The sequence below is a fragment of the Lentzea sp. NPDC037011 genome (assembly GCF_055607425.1).
In genome coordinates this window covers 74567-96656 of sequence record NZ_JBVJRT010000017.1, presented here as the reverse complement: position 1 = coordinate 96656, position 22090 = coordinate 74567, and the positions used below count along the sequence as shown (strand labels likewise).

Below are 22090 nucleotides of genomic sequence, written 5' to 3'. Positions count from 1 at the left end.
CATGACGAACCGAATCGACCTCGCCAAGAAGGCGCCGAAGGTCTACCGCGCCATGATCGCCCTCGACGCCGCTGCCCGCGAGGGCCTCGACGAGCAGCTCGCCGAGCTGGTCCGCATCCGCGCCTCGCAGCTCAACCACTGCGCCTACTGCCTCAACATGCACACCGTCGACGCACGGAAGGGCGGTGAGACCGAGGCCCGCATCTACCTGCTCAACGCGTGGGAGGAGGCGGGCGACGTCTACACCGAAAAAGAGCAGGCCGCGCTGAGGCTCACCGAGGCCATCACCGTCCTGAGCAGCCACGAGTACGTCAGCGACGAGGTCTACGAGCGGGCAGCGCAGCACTTCGACGAGGAGGAGCTGGCGCAGCTCATCGCCCTCATCTTCACGATCAACTCGTGGAACCGGATCGCGGTGTCGACCAGGAAGAAGCCCGACGTCCGCTGAACGGCTGGCCGAGAGGGTGACTTTCGGACACACTCCGTTGACCCTGGGGGTGGCGGTTAGTAAGTTTCCCACGTGTCCACTGAGAGCAGTGCCGAGTCCAGTCCGCTGGTGAAGATCCGGTCGTTGCTGCCGGGTCTCGCGCGCGCCGAGCAGCGCGTCGCCAAGGTGGTGCTGGAGAACCCGGCCACGGTCGCTCACCGCAGCATCACCGAGGTCGCCGAGCAGGCGGGCACCAGCGAGACCACGGTGACGCGGTTCTGCAAGGCCATCGGCGTCGGCGGCTACCCGGAGCTGCGCATCGCGCTGGCCGCGGACACCGCCCGCAGCCAGGCCAGGGCCAACCACGACATGGGCGGCGACATCGGCCCCGGCGACGACCTCCGCCAGGTCGTCGGCAAGGTCGCGTTCGCCGATGCCCGCGCCGTCGAGGAGACGGCGGAACAGCTGGACGTGGAGTCGCTCGCGAAGGTCGTCGAGGCCGTCGCGGGCGCACGCCGCGTGGACGTCTACGGCTTCGGCGCCAGCGCGTTCGTGGCGTTCGACCTCCAGCAGAAGCTGCACCGCATCGGGCTGACCTGCTTCGCGTGGAACGACACGCACATCGCGCTGACCTCGGCCGCGGTGCTGACCGAGGCGGACGTGGCGGTGGGCATCTCGCACACCGGCTCCACCTCGGAGACCGTCGAGGCGCTGCGGGTGGCCCGCGAGACCGGGGCCACCACCGTGGCGCTGACGAACTTCCCGCGCTCGCCGATCACCGAGGTCTCCGACCACGTGCTGACCACGGCGGCGCGCGAGACCACGTTCCGCTCGGGTGCGATGGCGAGCCGCATCGCCCAGCTGACCGTGATCGACTGCCTGTTCATCGGTGTCGCCCAGCACCACGTGGACACGGCGAAGACGGCGCTGGAGGCGACCTACGAGGCGGTGTCCGGCCACCGGCTCGGAGCCAGACCGGACGGACGCCGGCGGCCGCGGGAGACGACTAAATGACCTCGCCCCGGAACGGTGTGGTGGTGCACGTGGAGTCTCCGACCGAAGGGCGGAACCCGCGCACGGCCGACATCGACCGGGTTCCCACGATCGACGTGCTGCGGATGATCAACGACGAGGACCGCACGGTCCCCGCCGCGGTCGCCGCGGTGCTGCCGGAGCTGGCGCGCGCGGTCGACCTCGGCGTCGCCGCGATCTCGGCCGGCGGCCGGGTGCACTACGTCGGCGCCGGCACCTCCGGCCGGCTGGCCACGCTGGACGCCGCCGAGCTGGTGCCCACGTTCAACGCGCCGTCCGACTGGTTCGTCGCCCACCACGCCGGTGGACCGGAGGCGCTGGTCCGCGCGGTCGAGGAGGTCGAGGACCACTCCGGTGCCGCCCAGATCCGCCGCCACGCCACCGCCGGGGACCTGGTCGTGGGCATCACGGCGTCCGGGCGCACGCCGTTCGTGATCGGTGCGCTGCAGGAGGCGCAGGCGCTCGGCGCCCACACGGTGCTGATCTCCAACAACGCCGCCGTGCCGATCACACCGGACGTGCTGGTCGCGCTCGACACCGGGCAGGAGGCGATCGCCGGGTCGACGCGGATGAAGGCGGGTTCGGCGCAGAAGCTGGTGCTGACCTCGTTCTCGACGGCGGTGATGGTCAAGCTCGGTCGCACCTACTCGAACCTGATGGTCAGCATGCGCGCCACCAACGCCAAGCTGCGCGGGCGGACGATCCGGATTCTGCACGAGGCCACCGGACTGCCCGAGAACGCCTGCGAGAAGGCGCTCGTGGACTCGTCCGGTGACCTCAAGGTCGCGCTGGTGCACCTGCTGTCCGGGGTGCCGACCGAACGGGCGGCCGCCGCGCTGGAGGACAGCAAGGGCCACGTCCGCGACGCGCTGGACCGGCTAGCCGGCTGACACGAGGTCCGGCCCGAACACCTCGTAGTGGACGTCGGTGACACCTGCGACGAGGAGCTGGGCCCGCACCGCGCGCAGGAACGGCACCGGCCCGCACAGGTACGCGGTCGTGTCCGGCGGGACCTCGATGCCGCTCAGGTCGACGAACCCGGTCCGCTCGGCCGGCCACTCCCCGATCGGCCGCTCGTAGAAGACGTGCGCCTGCCCGTCGGCGAGCTTCGCCACGAGCTGGCCGAGACCGGCGCGGAACGGGTGGCTGAGCTGGTCGCGGTCGCCGTGCACGGCGATGACCCGCCGCGGTGAGCCGGTGGCCGCGAGCTCGGCGAGCATCGAGATCATGGGCGTGCAGCCGATGCCGGCCGAGGCGAGCAGCACCGGGCCGTCGCCGGGCTGGAGCGTCACGTCACCGGCCGGCTGGCTCAGCCGCAGCGTGCTGCCCACCGGCGCGTGGTCGTGCAGGTGGTTCGACACCTCGCCGTCGCGCTTCACGGAGAACTGCAACGCGTCGTCGGTGCGCCCGGAAAGGCTGTACTGGCGGATCTGCCGGGCACCGTCGGGCAGCGGGACCTGCACCGACACGTACTGACCGGGCTGGCTCGCCGGCACCGGCCCGTCGACCGGCCTGACCACGAACGTCACCACGTCGTCGGTCTCCTGAAAGCGGGCGATCACCCGGTGGTCCTGCTGGCCCGTGGGCAGGAACCGCTCCAGGCCGATCAGCGTGTCGGCCATCAGCCAGTAGACCTCGCTCCAGGCGGCGGCGACCTCGTCCGACACGGCCAGGACCTCGGCGACGGCACCGAGGAGGTGCTTGTGCACCACCGCGTACTGACCGGGTGTGACGCCGACCGAGACGTGCTTGTGGGCGATGCGGCGCAGCATCGCGTCGGGCCGCTGCCCGGCGAGCAGGCCGGACGCGAAGGCCGCGACCGACCCGGCGAGCGCCTGGGCCTGGGTGCCGTTGGCCTGGTTGCCGCGGTTGAACACGTCCCGCAGCAGGATCGGGTGCTCGGCGAACATGCGCCGGTAGAAGAGCGTGCTGATCTCGCCGATGGCGGCGCCGACCGCGGGCAACGTGGCCTCGACCAGCTCGGCGGACTTCTCCGACAGCATCGACGTGCTCCTCACTTCAGCCCCAGGCTGAGCAGAACCGGACCGGTGGGCCGGGCGACGAGGTCTCCGACGGACAACGGGTCGAGCGAGGCGTAGAACGCCTCCTGCGCCTGGCGCAGGGCGTGGCGCAACCGGCAGGCCGAGCTGAGCGGGCACCGCAGCTCGCCCTCGCAGTCCACGACGTCCCCGACGCCTTCCAGCTCGCGCATCAGCCGGCCGATCGACACGGCCCGGCCCTGCGCGGTGAGCGTCAGGCCACCGCCCCGGCCGCGTCGCGCCTCCACGACACCGAGGTGCTGCAGCTGCGCCACGACCTTCGCCGCATGGGTGTACTGCACGCCCATGACCGCGGCGACGTCCCGTGTGGTCGGGTGCTCCGAGCCGTCCACAACGGCAAGCCTCATCACGATCCGCAGCGCGATGTCCGTGCTCTTCGTCAGCCTCACCCGACCGAGGCTAGCTTAATTTGAATCTGAGATTCCACTTATCCCGGCAGTACCGGACGCCACGGGATCGGCGTGGACAGCACCATTGCGCTGGACGTCTCACCGTGCGACGCCAACCGGACCAGCAGGCGTTCCAGCTCAAGGATGGACGTGGTGACGACCTTCACCACCGAGCAGATGTCACCGGTGAGCCGCACGACCTCCACGACCTCCGGCAGGTCGTCCAGCAGCTCGGGGTGCACGGTGATGCACCGCGGCCCGTAGCACTTCATGCGCACCAACGCGACGACCGGACGCCCCACGACAGTCGGGTCGACCACGGCGCGATAGCCGGTGATCGCACCCATGTTCTCCAACCGCCGCACGCGCTGAGCGACCGTCGGCGGCGACACGTGCACCCGCCGCGCCAGCTCGTTGTACGACAGGCGCGCATCCTCTTGGAGCGCCTCCAACAGGGCCTTGTCCACGTCATCCAACATGAACGCAAAGCTACTCGGCTCTCCACTTTGCGATTGGCAGAGATTTCTGCCGAACGCCTTTCGACGCCCATTCAGGTGACGCGCTCTTCGAGCCAGGATTGAGGGCATGAGCTGCCCCGTGTCCCCCAAGCTGGATTTCGGCGGCACCACGCCGTACGAGGACTACGTGCACGCGTCGGTGCTGCACACCCTTCAACAGCAGTGGTCCAAAGATCCCCGTGAGATGTCGTTCCTGGTCATCACGCAGGTGATGGAGCTGTACTTCGGCCTGCTCTGCTTCGAGTGGCGCCAGGCCCAGACCGAGCTGCGCGCCGACGACCTGCGCGCTGCCGTGCGCACGCTGCGCCGCTCCGACCTGCACCTGCAGGCGCTGTCCGCGGCGTGGCGCCCGATCGCGCGGATGACGCCGACCGAGTTCAACTCCTTCCGCGACGCCTTGGGCGAGGGCTCCGGCTTCCAGTCCGGCATGTACCGCGAGGTGGAGTTCCTGCTCGGCGAGAAGTCGGCGTCGATGCTCGTGCCGCACCGCGCCGTGCCCGCGATGCACGCGCAGCTGGAGGAGTCGCTGTCGAAGCCGTCGCTCTACGACGACGTGCTCGCGGCCTTGAAGCGCCGCGGTTTCGGCATCCCCGCCGAGGTGCTCGACCGCGACCTCACCAAGGCCTACGAGCCGTCCGCCGAGGTGGAGCAGGTGTGGGCGGCGATCTACCGCGGCGACGACCGCGACCTGCTGGAGCTCGGCGAGGCGCTGACCGACATCGCGGAGGAGTTCGCGCGCTGGCGCTACGACCACCTGCTCGCGACCCGCCGTTCGATGGGCGCGAAGGTGGGCACGGGCGGGTCCGCCGGTGTTGCATGGCTGGAGAAGCGCACCCAACGAGCGGTGTTCCCGGAGCTGTGGACCGCGAGGAGCTACGTTTGACTTCGCCCTCGTCCCAAGGACGCGGACTCCCACCCGCCGTGAGGCGGACAGCGCTCAAGCGCTGTGCCTCGCGGCACGGGCTTCCTGTTTCACCGCTGATCGCGGAGGGGAAACCCCTTGCCGTCTGACATCAGCTCCGCAGGCATCGCCCGGCGTTGCCCGGGCTACGGCTCGACCAGCCGCAAGGATGTTCTTCGCCGCGTTGTGGTCCCGGTCGTGCCGGGTGCGACAGGTCGGGCACGTCCAGTGCCGGGTGGAAAGCTCCAGCTCGACGAGCCGGTGACCACAGGTGGAACAGGTCTTGCTGGACGGGTACCAACGGTTGATCACCACCAACGTGCGGCCGGCACGTTGGCACTTGTACTCCAGCTGTCTCCGAAACTCGCCCCAGCCCGCGTCGGCGATAGCGCGGGAAAGCCGGCGGTTGCGCATCAGGTTTCCGATCGACAGGTCCTCGATGGCGATCAGAGCGGCTTTGCGCACAAGTGCGGTCGTGGTGCGGTGCAGGAAATCTTTGCGACTGTCGCGGACTTTGCCATGAGCACGAGCGACTTTGACCTTCGCCTTGCGCCTGTTGTTGCTGCCGGGCCGACACCGAGCCATCCGGCGTTGGTACCGGGCCAAGTTCCGCGCCTTGTGGGCGAAATGCCGCGGATTGGCGATCCGCTCGCCGTCACTGGTCACCAGGAAGTTCGTGACGCCGAGATCAACACCGACCTCGCACACCGTCGACGCGACAGGTGCGCGCACATCCGCCTCGACTGCGAATGTCACATACCAGCGGTCATCGGAATCTCGAGAGACCACCACCGTCGTGGGATCGAGAGTGGCCAAGTCCACCTCGTCGTACGACCAGACGAATGCCAAGGACGCGTTGGTCTTCGCCAGGGTCAGGACACCTTCGCGCATGCGGAACGCCGACCGGGTGTAGTGCGCACTCTGACGACCGGTTCGAGACTTGAACCTCGGACGACGGGCGCGTCCCGCGAAGAAGTTCGCGAATGCCGCATGTTGGTGACGCAGGGTTTGCTGCAACGGAACGGAGGACACCTCACTCAGGAAGGCCAGCTCCTCAGTGCGTTTCCACCGGGTCAAAGCAGCATCGGTTTCTCGATACGAGGTGGAAGCGCCATGCAGACGGTAACGGCTCTGCCGTTCGCTCAAAGTCTTGTTCCACACCAGGCGGACACACCCGAAGGTGCGGACCAGCCCGGTGATCTGTTCTGCACTCGGATACGCCCGGCACTTGTACGCCGTTCGCACGAAACACAGCGTACTGCATTCGTCACAGCGGGAGACGATCCGGATGGTTGCCCGGACCCCACCTTCCCGAACCAATCGGGCTTCTGCTTTGGAGACCTCAGTGAAGCGTGAGCTGTTCGACCTCCCCGAAGGCGTCATCTACCTCGACGGCAACTCCCTCGGCGCACCGCCGAGGCACGTCGCCGCCCGGATGCAGGAGGTCGTTGCGCACCAGTGGGGAACGCGGCTGATCCGGTCGTGGTCCGAGGGCTGGTGGGAGGCGCCGCAACGGATCGGTGACCGGATCGGCCGGCTGGTCGGGGCCGCACCGGGGCAGGTCGTGGTCGGCGACTCCACGTCGGTCAACGTGTTCAAGGCGTTGATGGGTGCGGTGAAGGGCACCGAGCGCGGCGAGGTCGTGGTCGACGAGGCGACGTTCCCGACCGACGGTTACATCGCGGAGTCCGTGGCCTCGTTGACGGGCCTCAAGGTCCGGGCCGCACATCCGTCCTCTTTGGACCTCACCGGGGACACCGCGGTGGTGTTGCTCAACCAGGTCGACTACCGCACCGGCGAGCTGCACGACATGAAGGCGCTCACCGAGCAGGTGCACGCGGCCGGCGCGCAGGTGGTGTGGGACCTCTGCCACAGCGCGGGCGTGCTGCCGATCGCCTTGGACGAGCTCCAAGTCGACTTCGCGGTCGGCTGCACCTACAAGTTCCTCAACGGCGGGCCCGGCTCGCCGGCGTTCATCTACGTGCCGCACGCGAAGCAGGCCACGTTCGAGAACCCGCTGTCGGGGTGGAACGGGCACCGCGAGCCGTTCGGCATGAAGTCGTCCTACGAGCCCGATCCGGGCATCGCGCGGGCACGGGTCGGCACGCCGGACATCCTGTCGATGCTGGCGCTCGACGCGGCACTGGACGTGTGGGACGACGTGGACCTCGCCGAGCTGCGCGAGCGCGGGCTCCGGCTCACCGCGGTGTTCCGCGAGCGGGTCGAGGAGCTCACGGACCTGGAGGTGATCACGCCGGAGCGGCGCGGCAACCAGATCTCCGTGCGCTGCCCGGACGCCAAGGCCGTGATGGACGAGCTGATCGCGCGAGGTGTCATCGGCGACCACCGGCCGCCGGACGTCCTGCGGTTCGGGTTCGCGCCGCTCTACGTGACCGACGAGGACGCGGTGCGGGCCGCCGAGGTCCTGGCCGACGTCATCCGGTGAGCGCGGCGTCCGCGATGCTCCTGGCCTCGCGGGCGCCCGCCTCCAGCGACGAGCACACGAACAGGATCCACTGCGCCAGGCCCTCCAGTTCGCCCGACGCGAACGCCACGGACGCCGCCTCGTACTCCGCCGACCGGCGCAGGCACGCCACCTCCGGCACGCCGAGGCCCTTGGGGTCGAGGCCGGTGGAGATCGACGTCAGCCGGGCGGCGGCGCGGGCCACCACGCCGTTCGCGACGTCGAACGGGGCCAGGCCGAGCAGTTCGCCGTGCACGACCGCGACGAGCACGGGCGCGGGCACCGAGGTGCCGCCGGTGACGAGCGAGCCGAGCAGGTCGAGCCGCTGCGACACGTCCTGTGCGACGCGCGGCCGGCCGACCTCCGGGGTCAGGTCCGCCGCGGCGAGGACGTGCAGCCGCGCCAGCGCCTGCAGCGGTGCGCGCTGCCAGACGGCGACCAGGCCGCCGAGCGCCTCCGCGATCCGCAGCGAGCCCGCGAGCACCGGGTCGGAGACCTCGCCGGACTCCGGGATCTCGGTCGGGCCGCCCTCCAGCGCCGCCGACGCCCGTGCCGCGCGGACGGACGCCTCGGCCGCGGTCGTGGCCCAGCCGCGCAGGTTCACCCGATGGCGGTGCACCTGGAAAACGGCGTCCTTGGCCGCGTTCGCGGCGTCTGCGACACCGGGCAGGGAAAGCAGCGGGGCGAGGGGATCGGTCACGGTCGCGCAGAGTACCTGACCAGGTGAAACGCGTGACCCAGCTCACTGGGCGACCGTTGAGCGCGCAACTTCGCCCGTTCAACGCGCCACACGTGCCTGGACCAGACAAAACGGGTTACACAGTGACAGCCGTGTAACCAACCTCCCAAGATTGGTCTGAACCTTTCAGGGGAGGAGCCTGTTGGAGTGAGCTGGCTCGCACTACGGTCAGTACCCGCATCCCGAACAGGTCTGGACTTTCCAGGAGGTCTCGCACCATGACGCAGTCGCCAGGCCAGGGCAACGCCCTGGACAACCTGCTCACGGAGAGCAGGACGTTCCCGCCTTCCGACGAGTTCGCGGCACAGGCGAACGCACAGCCCGCGCTGTACGAGGAGGCGAAGGCCGACCGCGAGGCGTTCTGGGCGAAGCAGGCGGAACGGCTGCACTGGGACACGAAGTGGGACCAGGTGCTCGACTGGTCGGACGCGCCGTTCGCGAAGTGGTTCGTGGGCGGCAAGCTCAACGTCGCCTACAACTGCGTCGACCGCCACGTCGAGTCCGGCCACGGCGAGCAGGTCGCGATCCACTGGGAGGGCGAGCCCGGCGACTCCCGCACCATCACCTACGCCGAGCTGCAGCGCGAGGTCTCCAAGGCCGCGAACGCGTTGACCTCGCTGGGCATCGGCGCGCAGGACCGCGTCGCGATCTACATGCCGATGATCCCCGAGGCGATCTTCGCGATGCTCGCCTGCGCCCGCGTCGGCGCGTTGCACAACGTCGTGTTCGGCGGCTTCTCCGCCGAGGCGCTGCGCACCCGCATCCAGGACTCCGAGGCCCGGCTCGTCATCACGACCGACGGCCAGTACCGCCGCGGCAACCCGGCCCCGCTCAAGCCGGCCGTCGACGAGGCCGTCGCGGGCGCGCCGTCGGTGGAGAAGGTCGTCGTCGTCAAGCGCACCGACACCGAGGTCGCGTGGACCGACAGGGACGTGTGGTGGCACGAGCTGGTGGACGCGCAGTCCGACCAGCACACCCCGGAGGCGTTCGACTCCGAGCACCCGCTCTTCATCCTCTACACCTCGGGCACCACGGGGAAGCCGAAGGGCATCCTGCACACGTCCGGCGGCTACCTCACGCAGGCGTCGTACACGCACCACAACGTGTTCGACCTCAAGCCGGACACCGACGTCTACTGGTGCACCGCGGACATCGGCTGGGTCACCGGCCACAGCTACATCGTCTACGGACCGCTGTCGAACCGCGTGACGCAGGTCGTCTACGAGGGCACGCCGAACACCCCGGACGAGGGCCGGCACTGGGACATCGTGCAGAAGTACGGCGTCTCCATCTACTACACGGCGCCGACGCTGATCCGCACCTTCATGAAGTGGGGCGCGGACATCCCGGCCAGGTACGACCTGTCGTCGCTGCGGGTGCTGGGCTCGGTCGGCGAGCCGATCAACCCCGAGGCGTGGATGTGGTACCGCGAGAACGTCGGTGGCGGCAAGGCGCCGATCGTGGACACGTGGTGGCAGACCGAGACCGGCGCGATCATGATCTCGCCGCTGCCCGGTGTCGTCGCGACCAAGCCCGGTTCCGCGCAGCGCCCGCTGCCCGGCATCGGCGCGAAGGTCGTCAACGACGAGGGTGTCGAGGTCGAGCACGGCGGCGGTGGCTACCTGGTGCTCGACGAGCCGTGGCCGTCGATGCTGCGCGGCATCTGGGGCGACGACGAGCGCTACCGCGACACGTACTGGTCGCGCTTCAAGGACCAGGGCTACTACTTCGCCGGTGACGGTGCCAAGTACGACGCCGACGGCGACCTGTGGCTGCTCGGCCGCGTCGACGACGTGATGAACGTGTCGGGCCACCGCATCTCGACCACCGAGGTCGAGTCGGCGCTCGTGTCGCACCCGACCGTGGCCGAGGCCGCGGTCGTCGGCGCATCCGACGACACGACCGGCCAGGGCATCGTGGCGTTCGTGATCCTGCGCGGTGGCGCGGGTGCCGACGCCGGTGGCGCGGAGGCGATCAAGGCGCTGCGCGACCACGTGGCCAAGGAGATCGGCCCGATCGCGAAGCCGCGGCAGATCATGGTCGTGCCGGAGCTGCCGAAGACGCGCTCGGGCAAGATCATGCGCCGCCTGCTGCGCGACGTGGCGGAGAACCGCGCGGTCGGCGACGTGACGACGCTCGCGGACTCGTCGGTGATGGACCTGATCTCGGCGGGCCTGCAGTCGGGCAAGTCGGAGGACTGACACTGATCTGGGCAAACGTGACGGGCGTCCTCTTCGGGGGACGCCCGTTCGCGTTAAGGTTGCGGCAGGGTGAGCCGGGAAGTCTGGTCGGCACGAGGATTTGTCGTGCCCGCAGACCGCCCTGGGAGCCCCGTGTCGCGCAAAAAGGCCGTCGTCGCCGAGTTCGCCCGTTACCTCCGCACCGAGACCGTCGGTGGCACCGTTCTGCTCGGCGCCACCGCGATCGCCCTGCTGTGGGCCAACTCGCCGTGGGCACCCGCCTACTTCGGGCTGCGCGACCTGCACCTCGGGCCGTTGTCCGTCGGCGACTGGGCCAAGGACGGTCTGCTGGCCGTCTTCTTCTTCGTGGCCGGCCTTGAGCTCAAGCGCGAGCTCGTCGTCGGCGAGCTCTCGAACATCAAGGCCGCGGCCCTGCCGATCATCGCGGCGGTCGGCGGCATGGTCGTGCCGGCGCTGATCGCGTTGTCGATCGGGTGGGGGCAGCCGGGGATCGAGAAGGCGTGGGCGATCCCGGTGGCGACGGACATCGCGTTCGCGCTCGGGGTGCTCGCGCTGACGGCGTCGGGACTGCCGTCGAGCCTGCGGGTCTTCCTGCTCTCGCTCGCGGTGGTCGACGACCTGGGCGCGATCGTGGTGATCGCGGTCCTGTTCACGGCGCAGTTCAACCTGCTGGCGGCGGGTGCCGTGGTGGCGCTGCTGGCGCTGTACTGGTTCCTCCAGCACAAGAGGATCACCACGCCGTTGCTGTACGTGCCGATCGCGCTGGCCACCTGGTGGTTCATGCACGAGTCGGGCATCCACGCCACGATCGCCGGTGTCTCGCTCGCGCTGCTGACGCGGGTCAAGCGCGACCCGTACGAGCAGCACGCACCGGCCGTGCGCCTCGAACACCGGTTGCAGCCGTGGTCGGCGGGCGTGGCGGTACCGGTGTTCGCGCTGTTCGCGGCGGGTGTGCCGGTCGGCGCGGAGGCGTTCGGCAAGCTCTTCGAGGACAAGATCGCGATCGGTGTGGTGGTCGGGCTCGTCGTCGGCAAGGTGATCGGGATCGTGGGGGCGTCGGCGCTCGCGGTGTGGTTCAAGGCGGCGGTCTGGCCGGCCGGGGCGGGGCCGCGCGACATCGTGGCGGTGGCGACGCTGGGCGGGGTCGGGTTCACCGTCAGCCTGCTGATCGCGGAGCTGTCGCTGCCGGAACCGGAGACCGCGAAGGCCGCCGTCCTGCTCGCCTCGATGATCGCGTCGCTGCTCGCGGCGGTGTTGCTCATTCGCCGGAGCCGGGCGCATGGCACCATGTCCGGGTGACCACCAGGGAGCACATCGCGTCGATTCCGCTGACCGCTGACGACCCCGCGGCCGAGGCCTCGATCGGCGGCCTGGTCCGCGACGCGACCGCGCACGTGTCGACTTTGGTCAGAGCAGAGGTCGAGCTCGCGAAGGGCGAGCTCGCCGCCGAGGTCAAGAAGGCGCTCAGGGGCAGTGTTTTCTTCATCGTCGCGCTGACGGTGCTGCTGTTCAGCCTGTTCTTCTTGTTCATGGCGCTCGGCTTCGGGTTCACCGAGTGGTTCGGCTGGTACGCCTGGGCCGGCTTCGGGCTGACCTTCCTGCTGATGCTCGTCACCGCGGGGCTGTTCGCGTTCCTCGGCTACCGGAAGGTCCGCAAGATCAGGGCGCCGGAGCGGTCGATCGCGGCGGCCAAGGACACCGTGGCCGCACTGCGCAACCGTGACTCTCACGGCAGGGGCGACGACAACTGAGCCGCAAACCCGACCCGTCGGTGGTGCGGGTCGCGGGGCCGTGGACGCACCGCGACGTCTCGGCCAACGGCATCCGCCTGCACGTCGCCGAGCTCGGCGAGGGACCCCTCGTGCTGCTGCTGCACGGGTTCCCCGAGTTCTGGTGGTCGTGGCGGCACCAGCTGACCGCGCTCGCCGAGGCCGGCTACCGCGCCGTGGCCGTCGACCTGCGCGGCTACGGCGACTCGGACAAACCCCCGCGCGGGTACGACGGGTTCACCCTCGCGGGTGACATCGCGGGTCTGGTCAAGGCGCTCGGCGCCCCCCGCGCGCACCTGGTGGGTCACGCGTGGGGCGGCCTGCTGGCGTGGACGGCCGGCGCCATGCACCCGCGGCTGGTGTCGTCGGTGTCCGCGCTGTCGGCCCCGCACCCGCTGGCGTTGCGCCGCACGTTCCGCCGACCGGGCCGGCTGAACCGGCACGTGCTGCAGTTCCAGCTCCCGCTCTACCCGGAACGCCTGCTGACCAGGGAGAACGGCCTGCAGGTGGCCAAGCTGCTGTCGGCGTGGTCGGGCCCGAAGTACCGGTCGGCACCGGAGTTCGACGAGGTCGTCCGCCGCTGCCGGCAGGCGATGCTCGTGCAGGGCGTGGCGCACAGCGCGATGGAGTACTACCGCTGGGCCGTGCGGTCCCAGCTGCGCGGCGACGGCCGCCGCTTCGCCGAGGCGGTCGACAAGCCGTTGCCGGTGCCGGTGCTCCAGATCCACGGCGAGCTGGACGCGGTGGTGCTGGAGTCCACAGCCCGCGCGTCCCTGCCGTGGCTCGGTCCCGGCTCGGAGTTCCGCTCGCTGCCCGAGGTGGGGCACTTCCCGAACCAGGAGGCGCCGCACACCACGAGCCGCCTGCTCACCGAGTTCCTGCAGAGGTCGTCCTGAACGCCGCCGCCAGCTCCGCCGCCGGGTCGTCCGGCAGCTCGGTCGCGCGCCAGGCGATGTAGCCGTCCGGGCGGACGAGCGACGCGCCCTTGCCGGACAGCCCGAACGCGTCGAGCGCCTCGACGGGTTCGTACCGCACGCCCAGCGGTTCGGCCGCGTCCGCCCACAGCGGGTCGTTCGCCACCAGCACCCAGCCGCGTTGGAACAGGTCCAACGTGGACTTCCCCGGCTCGATCCACAGGTGCGGGGCGCGCGTGCCGGGCTGGCCGTTCCACTGCTCGGGGAGCCGGGCCGGCGGCAGTTCCTCGCCCGCCCCGAGCACCGCCGCCGAGCGGTAGAGCACGCCGAAGTGCATGGCGTCGTTGTCGTACAGCGGCGCGTCCTCCGGCTCACCGCCGCGGTTGTGGCCGTCGTTGCGCGCGAAGATCTGCTGGTGGCACAGGGTCGCGACGGGCCGCCGTTCCGCGTCGTAGGTGTCCAGCAGGGACGGTCGTGACGTGCCGTCCAGCACGGCGGCGAGCTTCCAGGCGAGGTTGTGCGCGTCCTCGATGCCGACGTTCGCCCCGAACCCGCCGCGGCTGGGCGGCAACGTGTGCGCGGCGTCGCCGGCGAGGAAGACCCTGCCCCGGCTGAACCGGTCGGCGACGTTCGCGCTGATGGTCCACCGGCCGGTGGTGATGACCTCGACGTCGAGGTCGTCGCGGCCGATGGCCTGGAAGACCTTCTGCCGCAGCTCCGGCTCGGTGTACTCGCGGTCGTCGAGCATCAGCACCCAGCGGCCGTCGCCGTAGGTCGTGAGGAAGCCGACGTCGTCGATCACGAACTGGCCGATGCCGTCCTTCAGGTACTCGTCCAGCGGTGCGCGGAACAAGACGCTGCGCGACGTGTGCATGTATCCGCGACCGGTGCGGGTGATGCCGAGCTGTTCGCGGATCGGGCTGCGGTGGCCGTCGGCCGCGACGAGGTAGTCGGCGCGGATCTCGTACGGCTCCCCGTCACCCTGCACGACCGCCGTGACGCCGTCGTCGTCCTGGGAGAACTCCAGCATCCGGGTGCTCATCCGGATGTCCGCGCCGAACGCGCGCGCCTTGTCGCGCAGGATCGGCTCCATCACGTCCTGCGCCGCGCCGACGCCCCTGACCGGCGAGTGCTCGACGTCCGTGAGCTGAGCCGGTGGCGTCCAGAACGTCTCGTCGTACTTCTTCCCAACCAGGCTCTCCGCCCGCACCCGCCGCACGCCGAAACCCCTGGTCATCCGGCTGCGCGGCAGCTCGTCCCCCATGCCGACCGCCCGCAGCAGCTCACCGACCCGCGCGTTGAAACCGACCGCCCGCGGGTGCGGTGAGCTGCCGGGGTGCTTCTCGACGAGCACCACGTCCACCCCGCGCCACGCCAGGAACAACGCGGCCGAGGTACCCGCCAGCCCGCCCCCGACCACCACGACCTGCGTCCTCATCACACCCACCCTCCGATACGCCGTATCTGTCAATACACTGTATCGGCAAGAGACGCTGTATTGTCCAGTCCGATGTCGAACGAACCCGTGTGGGAGCGGCCGGAGCCGCCCGGCAAGTCGTCGCCGACCCCGTTGAGCAGGGACCTGATCGTGAGCGCCGCGATCAGGCTCGCCGACGCGGGCGGGCTCGACGAGGTGTCGTTCCGCAAGGTCGCCGCCGCCCTCAACGCCGGCCCGATGCGCCTGTACGGCTACGTGGAGACCAAGGACGAACTGCTCGACCTCATGGTCGACGAGGTCTACGGCGAGATCACGCCGCCGCCGTCATCGGCCGGCTGGCGCGAGGGGCTGTGGCACGTCGCGCACGGCATCCGGGACGCGACGAAGCGGCACGAGTGGTTCATCGACCTGCTCAGCAACCGCCCGCACCAGGGCCCGAACGCGCTCACGCACCTGGAGACCACGCTCGCCACGGTCCGGTTCGACGACATCGACCAGGTGCTCGGCGCGGTCGGCGCGGTGATGGCGTACGTCTTCGGGGCCGTCCGCGGCGAGATCACCGAACTGCGCGCGGAACGGTCCAGCGGCATGACCGAGGAGCAGTGGCAGCGCGCGTCCGGCCCCTACATGCAGCGGATGCTCGCCACCGGCCGGTTCCCGACGCTCGCCAGGGTCATGCACGAGTCGAGTGACACCGATCCCGCGCACAGGTTCGAGATCGGCCTCGGCTACGTGCTCGACGGGATCGCTACGAGGCACAACCTTGCGTGGAGGCCCGCCGGGTCAGCGTCGGAGCCTTCTGCACAATTTCCTTGACCTGCTGCGCCGTGAGCACGAACCCGGTCTCTGGGTCGTCGACCGCCGCGCCGAACACCACGCCCATCACCCGGCCGTTCGGGTCGACCAGGGGGCCGCCGGAGTTGCCGGAGCGGACCTCGGCGCGGACGGTGTAGACGTCGCGGGTCACGGTCTGCGCGTCGTAGATGTCCGGGCCGCGCAGCAGCGGGATGCGTTCGCGGACGCGGGCGGACTTGGCGAGGTAGGGGCCGTCGAGGGGGTAGCCCAGCACGATGCCGTCCTCACCGGCCTGCACCTCGTCGGAGCGGAACTGCAGCGGCGCGGCCTCCAGGTCGGGGACCGCGAGGATGGCGACGTCGACCTTGGGGTCGTAGAGGACGACGGTGGCGTCGAACTGGCCGCGGCCGACCTCGACCGTCACCTCGTTGGTGCCGGCGACGACGTGGGCGTTGGTCATGACGCGCTCGGGGGCGATCACGAAACCGGTGCCCTCCAGCGCGCGGGAGCAGGACGGGGCACGGCCGCGGACCTTCAGCACCGAGGACTTCAGCCGGTTCACCACCGGGGAGCTCGCCAGCGCCTGGTCGGGCGGGCTGACGTCCTTCAGCGGGGTGCGGTTGAACGGGTCCATCGCCTGCGGGAAGCCGGAGACGTCGAACAGCTTCTGCAGGTCGTCGGACAGCACGCGAGCGGCCTGCGGCATGGTCTCGTTGACCTTGCCGAGGATCACCGAGTTGCGCAGCGACGCGGTCAGGTCGGGCAGGCCCGCGACCGAGGTCAGCGGCAGGGCGATCATCCAGGCCACGACGAAGACGACGATGCCCTGCACGATGGCGCCCAGCGCGTTGTCCGCGCCGCGCAACGGGGAGGCGTTGACCCGCGCCTTGATCGTCCGGCCGATGTAGACGCCGATCGTCTCGCCGAGCGCCACCAGCAGGACGACGATGCCCACCGCGAAGACGACCTTGGTCACCACGTTCTCGAACTGGGACACGAGCATCGGTGCGATCTGGGTGCCGAGGATCAGGCCGACGAGCACACCGACGAACGCGGGCAGCGCGACGACCATGCCCTGCCTGGCCCCCGACACCGCGGCGATCGCGGCAAGGCCCAGCACGAGCAGGTCAACCCAGTTCAACCGACTACCTCCGCCTCACTGTGTAGCGCGCAACGCTAGTTCAAGGTCGCGCACATCGGTCGCATCCCACGGCTGTTCCCAGCCACCGAGTGCGATCAGGCCGTTCAGCAGTCCCGCGGTGAAGCCCCACACCAGCATGCCCGGCGCGGAGAAGGCCGCTCCGACGTAGCCCGCGGGGTGGCGCACCCGGAACCTGTTGGCGGGGTTGGCGAGGTGTGCGACCGGCACCCGTGCGACGGCGGCGGTCTCGGCCGGGTCGACGGGGGCGACGGGGCTCGGCTGTTCCCAGTAGGCGAGCACGGGGGTGACCACGAAACCGGACACCGGCACGTACAGCTCCGGCATCACGACCAGTGGTCTCACTCCTGTCCCAAGTACACCTGTCTCCTCGTAAGCCTCGCGTAATGCGGTGGCCACGGGTCCGTCGTCGGTCGGGTCGGCGGCCCCGCCGGGGAACGCGACCTGACCGGGGTGCGAGCCCAGCGTGTCCGAGCGGCGCAGCAGCAGGACGTCCGGGCCGTGGTCGGCGTTGTCGCCGAAGAGCATGAGCACCGCCGCGGGCCTGCCGCCGGACGCGGGGGGCTTGATCCGGGTGAACGCCGTGGCGTCGATCTCCTCGGTCGCCTTGACGAGCCGCTGCATCCAGTCCGGCAGCTCGGTCGCTCCCAGCCCGGTTGCTCCCAGCTCGGTCGCCTCGCTCATCGCACCGCCTTCTCCACCTGTTCCGGCGCCGTGAACACCGGCGGGTCCGTGATCAACCGGACCGCGCCGTCCGCTGATATGTAATACGTGGCCGGCAACGTGATCGGCGCCTTCACCCGCTTGCGCAGCTCGTCCGCCCCGTCGTGGACCGACGGCAGCCGCACGCCCAGCTTGGCGAGCAGCTCCAGGCCGTCGGCCTCGGTGCTCTCCACGAGAACTGGGACGACCGGGACGGCGTTCGGTTGCTCCGCGTAGGCGTCCAGCACCGGAAGCTCCTTCTGGCACGGCTGGCACCAGGTCGCCCAGAAGTTGATCAGGAGCGGGCCCTTGAGCGCGAGGTCCGTCCGGGTGCCGTCGCGCAGGCACGTCACGCCGACGCCGCCCGCACCGCCCGGCACGCACGGCCGCAGCTGGGCCTGCGCGCGCAACGCCACCACGTCCTGCGGCGGGCGGTTCGACCGGACGGGCTGCTCCCGCGCGTCATCGCGCGGCCACAGCGCGACGACCCCGGCGACGCCGAGGACGAGCACGAGGACCAGCCAGCGGGTGCGGTTGTTCACCCCACCAGCTTCTCACCGGCCCGCACCCGCTCGGCGAGCTCGACCAGGTGCGGCTTCTCGTCGCCCTTCACGAGCTTCGCGGCCTTCACCGGGTCCTCGGGACCCAGGCCGTACGACGGGCAGTCCTTCATCAGCAGGCAGGCCCCGCACGCGGGGGTCTTGGCGTGGCACACGCGGCGGCCGTGGAAGACGATCCAGTGCGAGGCCATGGTCCAGTCGCGCTTCTCGATCAGCTCACCGATCGCGTACTCGACCTTGACCGCGTCCTCCTCCTCGGTCCACCCCCAGCGGCGCACGAGCCGGCCGAAGTGGGTGTCGACTGTGAGCCCCGGCACATCGAAGGCGTTGCCGAGAACCACGTTGGCCGTCTTGCGTCCTACACCGGGGAGCTTGACCAGCTCCTCCATGCTGCCGGGAACCACACCGTCGTGCTGCTCCACGAGAGCGGCACCGAGACCCAGGAGGGATGACGCCTTGTTCCGGTAGAAGCCGGTGGGGCGGATCATCTCCTCGAGTTCCACCCGGTCGGCTCCGGCGTAGTCGGCGGCCGTCGGGTACTTCGCGAAGAGCGCGGGAGTGACCTCGTTGACCTTCTTGTCGGTGCACTGCGCGGACAGCACGACTGCCACGACCAGTTCGAGCGGCGTGGTGAAGTCCAGCTCGCAGTGGGCGTCGGGATATCCCTCGGCAAGCGTGCGCACCATCCGGCGGGCCCTGCGGGTCAGGCCGAGTTTGGTTTCCGGTTTCTTGGTTGCGGGCACTGATCCAGAGTAGTCAACACGCCGCGACCACCCCCTAGATCCGTGCTCGAATCCCCCATGCGCCAGACTGCGGAGCATCATGACTGCCTGGTTTGTGATCGTCGTCCCGATCGTGATCATGTTCTTCGCGCTCTTCATGGAGCGCGTGGAAGCGAAGCTCCGGCACGTGGCCGTGCAGGAGAACGAGGTCGAGGAGTTCCTGGAGTCCGCCCGGCCCGACGAGGTCAAGGCGCTCTACGGACACGGCATCGGTCGCGCGCTGGAGCTGTTCCGCCTGCGCCGCCGCGGTCGCGGCAGCGTGCGCAAGCGCGTCCGCTAGCGGGCGGGTGCCGACCAGGCACCCGAATGGCGTAGACTGGTTCGTTGGGCTCTGGATCGAGTCAGTCGAGTTGTTCCCAGCGAGACGGCGAGCCGAACGGCGATCCACTACACAGCCCTTAGACTGCAACGCAGTGATCGGCGGCACGGCGCTGACTCCACCAAAGATGGTGGTAGGCGTGCCGTCGCGTCGATTAGGAGGGACGAGGTGGACGAGACCCTGGCGCGAGCGGGCATCTTCCAGGGAGTTGACCCGGCAGCCGCAGAGGCGCTGGCGCAGACCCTGGAGACGGTGGAGTTCCCGCGTGGCCATGTGATCTTCGCGGAGGGTGAGCCGGGCGACCGCCTGTACATCATCCAGTCCGGCAAGGTGAAGATCGGCCGCAAGTCGCCGGACGGCCGCGAGAACCTGTTGGGGATCTTCGGGCCCTCCGACATGTTCGGCGAACTGTCCATTTTCGACCCCGGCCCCCGCACGTCGACCGCGACGACGGTGACCGAGGTGCGCGCGGTGTCCATGGACCGCCCCGCGCTCCGTCAGTGGATCACCAACCGGCCGGAGATCGCCGAGCAGCTGCTGAGGGCACTGGCCCGCAGGCTGCGCAGGACGAACTCGATGCTGGCCGACCTGATCTTCACGGACGTGCCCGGCCGCGTCGCCAAGGCGTTGCTGCAGCTCGCGCAGCGCTTCGGCTCGCAGGAGGCCGGTCTGCTCCGCGTCACGCACGACCTGACGCAGGAGGAGATCGCCCAGTTCGTCGGCGCGTCCCGCGAGACCGTGAACAAGGCCCTGGCCGACTTCGCGCACCGCGGGTGGCTGCGACTGGAGGGCAAGAGCGTGCTGATCCTGGACCCGGAGCGCCTGGCGCGCCGCGCACGCTAGGACTTCAGCAGTTCGACGGACAAAGGACCGGGCGCCACCCCCGACATGGCGCACCGGTCCTTTGTGCTGCACGGCCCATCCCCCGACGAACCGTGCCTTCCCACCCTCCGGCGCGCAGGCCCCGACCCTCTGGCCGGAGGTTGGTCTTTCGATCGACGAGTCAACTTTCGCACGGCCCCTACCGTGGGACTCAAGCCTTTTCACCCTCAGGGACCTCGTTCGGGTGGTTTTGGCTGCATCTTTCACCCGGTCATCCCATTCCTGTGACCGAACCGCAACCGTGGTGACACCGCGCACCCAAACTGGTACTTCCGTACCACCTTTGTCATACTGGTACACATGTCCCACTCTGCCCGCCTGTCCGACTACCGTGCTGCCCTGACGACCCCCGGCATGCGCGGCCCCGTGGTCGCGTCCCTGCTCGCCCGCCTCCCCATCGCGATGGTCGGGCTCTCGCTGCTGCTCTACGTGGAGCGCGCCACGGGTTCGTTCGCGGTCGCCGGTCTGGTGTCGGCGGCGGCGCTGGTGGGCGTGGCGATGGGCTCGGTCGTGCAGGGCCGGTTGATGGACCGCTTCGGTCCCACCCGCCCGCTGATGACCGTGACCGCGCTCTTCACCCTCTTCGTGACCGCCTCCGTGATCGCTGTCGAGGCCGGCCTGCCGGTGCTCCTGCTGGTCCCGCTGGCCCTCGGCGTCGGCGCGACCGAGCCGATGGTGGGCTCGGCGTCGCGGGCGCTGTGGGAGCGGATGGTCCCCGCCGGCCCGACGCGGATGGCGGGCTACGCCTACGAGGCCATCTCGATGGAGGTCTTCTTCATCCTCGGACCGGGTCTCGCGGGCCTGCTGCTGGCGGCGCCCTGGGCGGGCACCGGCGTGGTCGTCGGCTCGGTGCTGATGGTCGTCGGCGCCCTGTGGTTCGCGACCAACCCGGTCGTGCGCGAGTGGGGCCCGGTCGTCCAGGCCCCGCGGCCGCTGCTCGGTGCGTTCGCCTACCCCGGCATGCGCACGGTGGCGCTGGCCGCGCTCGGCTTCGGCGTGACCATCGGTTTCGTCGAGGTGGCGGTGCCGGCCTTCGCGAAGGCGACGGGCCACGCCGCGATGGGCGGCCTGATGCTGTCGCTGTGGTCGATCAGCTCGGTGATCTTCGGCGTGCTCTACGGCATGCGCCCGTGGCCGCGCCCGATGCACCTGCGCCTGCCGGTGCTGCTCGGCGGCTTCGGCCTGCTGTCGCTGCTGCTCGCGATCCCCGCGTCGCTGGTGGGGCTGGGCCTGGCGCTGTTCGTGGTCGGCACCCTGATCACGCCCCAGTCGACCGCGCACTCCGCCGCGATCGAGCAGGTCACGCCCAGCGGCATGGCCGCGGAGGCGTTCGGCTGGGTGATCACCTCGGTGACCGTCGGCCTCGCCATCGGACAGGGCCTGTCCGGTCAGCTGATCGAGCACTTCGGCACGCGGCCCGCGTTCCTCGCCTCCGGCGTGGCCGGTCTGCTGATCGCCGCGGCCGTGTGGGCGCTGCGCGAGACCGTGCGGCGCGGGGTTCCGGCCAGGGATGCGCTGCCGGCGCGGTCGGAAATGGAGCTCGTGGCCCGCTGAGGGGTGGACGGGTCCCCGGAGTGGGGCTGGAGGTTGTGGTTGAGAGGCACGCCGGGGACGGCGTGCCTTTCGGCATTTCGGGGGGTGTTGGGACGGATGGTGGCCGGGTGAGGGTGCGGGCCTGCTGCGCGGGGGCGGGCAGGGCCGGGGGCGGGGCAGGCCGAGGCCGGGGACGCCCGGGCCGGGGACGGGCGGGCCGGGAACGCCTGGGGACGGGGACGGGCGGGCCGGGAACGCCTGGGGACGGGGACGGGCAGGCCGGGAACAGGCGGGCAGGCCGGAGCGAGGCAGGCCGGAGCGAGGTGGGGCAGGGCGGGGCAGAGCGGGAAGGGCGGGCGGGCCGCCGCCACCGAGGGTGGGCAGGCCGCACTCCAGGGTGAGCGCGCCGCACCCCCAGGACGAGCAGAGCGCGTCCCAGGACGCGCTGAGTGGCGCCGACCCTGGACCGCGGCCCCGCAGCGTCGCACGACCGCCAACGGACCGGG

At 70.3% G+C, this 22090-nt stretch carries 23 protein-coding genes; 13 read left to right on the top strand and 10 right to left on the bottom strand.

Annotated elements, in window-relative coordinates; genetic code table 11:
• The first annotated feature begins 1 nt into the window (after position 1).
• The 3 genes from ACZ7CH_RS37195 (at position 2) to ACZ7CH_RS37185 (ending at position 2349) form a co-directional block, all read left to right on the top strand.
• Entirely contained in the window at positions 2-448 is a 447-nt protein-coding gene (locus tag ACZ7CH_RS37195) for a carboxymuconolactone decarboxylase family protein (RefSeq protein WP_360385120.1), read from the top strand.
• A 72-nt stretch (positions 449-520) separates the two neighbouring features.
• A complete protein-coding gene (locus ACZ7CH_RS37190; protein WP_360385118.1) occupies positions 521-1441 on the top strand; it encodes a MurR/RpiR family transcriptional regulator in 921 nt (306 codons plus the stop codon).
• Entirely contained in the window at positions 1438-2349 is a 912-nt protein-coding gene (locus tag ACZ7CH_RS37185; protein ID WP_470369632.1) for an N-acetylmuramic acid 6-phosphate etherase, read from the top strand. Before ACZ7CH_RS37190 ends, ACZ7CH_RS37185 begins: the two co-directional genes overlap by 4 nt.
• Here ACZ7CH_RS37185 and ACZ7CH_RS37180 read toward each other — a convergent pair.
• Genes ACZ7CH_RS37180 through ACZ7CH_RS37170 form a run of 3 tightly spaced genes read right to left on the bottom strand, consistent with a single transcriptional unit; the run spans position 2338 to position 4387 of the window.
• A complete protein-coding gene (locus ACZ7CH_RS37180) occupies positions 2338-3462 on the bottom strand; it encodes a globin domain-containing protein (RefSeq protein ID WP_360385114.1) in 1125 nt (374 codons plus the stop codon). The genes ACZ7CH_RS37185 and ACZ7CH_RS37180 overlap by 12 nt on opposite strands.
• 11 nt (positions 3463-3473) lie before the next feature.
• The gene (locus ACZ7CH_RS37175; protein WP_360385112.1) at positions 3474-3908 is read right to left on the bottom strand and encodes an RrF2 family transcriptional regulator; all 435 of its coding nucleotides are present in this window, start codon (positions 3906-3908) and stop codon (positions 3474-3476) included.
• Between the two features lie 38 nt (positions 3909-3946).
• Positions 3947-4387 carry an Lrp/AsnC family transcriptional regulator gene (locus tag ACZ7CH_RS37170; RefSeq protein ID WP_355559845.1) on the bottom strand — a complete coding sequence of 147 codons (441 nt, stop codon included), beginning with the start codon at positions 4385-4387 and terminating at the stop codon, positions 3947-3949.
• Between the two features lie 106 nt (positions 4388-4493).
• Between ACZ7CH_RS37170 and ACZ7CH_RS37165 the strand changes: the two genes are divergently transcribed.
• Positions 4494-5309 (top strand): tryptophan 2,3-dioxygenase, encoded by an 816-nt coding sequence (locus ACZ7CH_RS37165; protein ID WP_360385110.1) that lies wholly within the window; start codon positions 4494-4496, stop codon positions 5307-5309.
• A gap of 54 nt (positions 5310-5363) precedes the next feature.
• On the opposite strand, the gene ACZ7CH_RS37160 is transcribed toward ACZ7CH_RS37165, so the two are convergent.
• Positions 5364-6572 carry an RNA-guided endonuclease InsQ/TnpB family protein gene (locus tag ACZ7CH_RS37160; RefSeq protein WP_360385108.1) on the bottom strand — a complete coding sequence of 403 codons (1209 nt, stop codon included), beginning with the start codon at positions 6570-6572 and terminating at the stop codon, positions 5364-5366.
• Positions 6573-6672: 100 nt separating this feature from the next.
• Between ACZ7CH_RS37160 and kynU the strand changes: the two genes are divergently transcribed.
• A complete protein-coding gene (kynU, locus tag ACZ7CH_RS37155) occupies positions 6673-7773 on the top strand; it encodes a kynureninase (protein WP_470369633.1) in 1101 nt (366 codons plus the stop codon).
• On the opposite strand, the gene ACZ7CH_RS37150 is transcribed toward kynU, so the two are convergent.
• Positions 7763-8491 carry an oxidoreductase gene (locus tag ACZ7CH_RS37150; protein ID WP_360385104.1) on the bottom strand — a complete coding sequence of 243 codons (729 nt, stop codon included), beginning with the start codon at positions 8489-8491 and terminating at the stop codon, positions 7763-7765. The genes kynU and ACZ7CH_RS37150 overlap by 11 nt on opposite strands.
• Positions 8492-8748: 257 nt before the next feature.
• Here ACZ7CH_RS37150 and acs point away from each other — a divergent pair, with 257 nt between their 5' ends.
• The 4 genes from acs (at position 8749) to ACZ7CH_RS37130 (ending at position 13396) form a co-directional block, all read left to right on the top strand.
• Entirely contained in the window at positions 8749-10731 is a 1983-nt protein-coding gene (gene acs / locus ACZ7CH_RS37145; RefSeq protein ID WP_470376068.1) for an acetate--CoA ligase, read from the top strand.
• 132 nt (positions 10732-10863) lie between these two features.
• On the top strand, positions 10864-12030 hold the full coding sequence (gene nhaA, locus ACZ7CH_RS37140) for a Na+/H+ antiporter NhaA (RefSeq protein WP_470376067.1): 1167 nt from the start codon (positions 10864-10866) through the stop codon (positions 12028-12030).
• Positions 12027-12482: a phage holin family protein gene (locus ACZ7CH_RS37135; RefSeq protein ID WP_360385098.1), complete on the top strand. Its 456-nt coding sequence runs from the start codon at positions 12027-12029 to the stop codon at positions 12480-12482. The genes nhaA and ACZ7CH_RS37135 overlap by 4 nt, the downstream gene beginning before the upstream one ends.
• The gene (locus ACZ7CH_RS37130; protein ID WP_360386597.1) at positions 12479-13396 is read left to right on the top strand and encodes an alpha/beta fold hydrolase; all 918 of its coding nucleotides are present in this window, start codon (positions 12479-12481) and stop codon (positions 13394-13396) included. Before ACZ7CH_RS37135 ends, ACZ7CH_RS37130 begins: the two co-directional genes overlap by 4 nt.
• Here the strand turns inward: ACZ7CH_RS37130 and ACZ7CH_RS37125 are convergent.
• The gene (locus ACZ7CH_RS37125) at positions 13368-14852 is read right to left on the bottom strand and encodes an FAD-dependent oxidoreductase (protein WP_470376066.1); all 1485 of its coding nucleotides are present in this window, start codon (positions 14850-14852) and stop codon (positions 13368-13370) included. The genes ACZ7CH_RS37130 and ACZ7CH_RS37125 overlap by 29 nt on opposite strands.
• Before the next feature lie 72 nt (positions 14853-14924).
• Here ACZ7CH_RS37125 and ACZ7CH_RS37120 point away from each other — a divergent pair, with 72 nt between their 5' ends.
• Entirely contained in the window at positions 14925-15668 is a 744-nt protein-coding gene (locus ACZ7CH_RS37120; RefSeq protein WP_470376065.1) for a TetR/AcrR family transcriptional regulator, read from the top strand.
• Here ACZ7CH_RS37120 and ACZ7CH_RS37115 read toward each other — a convergent pair.
• The 4 genes from ACZ7CH_RS37115 to nth are packed head-to-tail and all read right to left on the bottom strand — an operon-like array spanning position 15601 to position 18754.
• Complete coding sequence (locus ACZ7CH_RS37115; protein ID WP_360385092.1) at positions 15601-16788, bottom strand: MarP family serine protease; 1188 nt, start codon at positions 16786-16788, stop codon at positions 15601-15603. The genes ACZ7CH_RS37120 and ACZ7CH_RS37115 overlap by 68 nt on opposite strands.
• 15 nt (positions 16789-16803) lie before the next feature.
• Complete coding sequence (locus tag ACZ7CH_RS37110; RefSeq protein WP_470376064.1) at positions 16804-17490, bottom strand: NUDIX hydrolase; 687 nt, start codon at positions 17488-17490, stop codon at positions 16804-16806.
• Positions 17487-18050, bottom strand: coding sequence for a TlpA family protein disulfide reductase (locus tag ACZ7CH_RS37105; protein WP_470376063.1), 564 nt, complete (start codon positions 18048-18050; stop codon positions 17487-17489). The genes ACZ7CH_RS37110 and ACZ7CH_RS37105 overlap by 4 nt, the downstream gene beginning before the upstream one ends.
• On the bottom strand, positions 18047-18754 hold the full coding sequence (nth, locus tag ACZ7CH_RS37100; protein WP_360386595.1) for an endonuclease III: 708 nt from the start codon (positions 18752-18754) through the stop codon (positions 18047-18049). Before nth ends, ACZ7CH_RS37105 begins: the two co-directional genes overlap by 4 nt.
• A 136-nt stretch (positions 18755-18890) precedes the next feature.
• Here nth and ACZ7CH_RS37095 point away from each other — a divergent pair, with 136 nt between their 5' ends.
• From ACZ7CH_RS37095 to ACZ7CH_RS37085, 3 genes are all read left to right on the top strand, one after another.
• Complete coding sequence (locus tag ACZ7CH_RS37095) at positions 18891-19130, top strand: hypothetical protein (RefSeq protein ID WP_109630982.1); 240 nt, start codon at positions 18891-18893, stop codon at positions 19128-19130.
• 207 nt (positions 19131-19337) lie between these two features.
• Positions 19338-20012 carry a Crp/Fnr family transcriptional regulator gene (locus tag ACZ7CH_RS37090; protein WP_030469453.1) on the top strand — a complete coding sequence of 225 codons (675 nt, stop codon included), beginning with the start codon at positions 19338-19340 and terminating at the stop codon, positions 20010-20012.
• Between the two features lie 339 nt (positions 20013-20351).
• Positions 20352-21605: an MFS transporter gene (locus tag ACZ7CH_RS37085; protein WP_470376062.1), complete on the top strand. Its 1254-nt coding sequence runs from the start codon at positions 20352-20354 to the stop codon at positions 21603-21605.
• Positions 21606-22090: the final 485 nt, after the last annotated feature.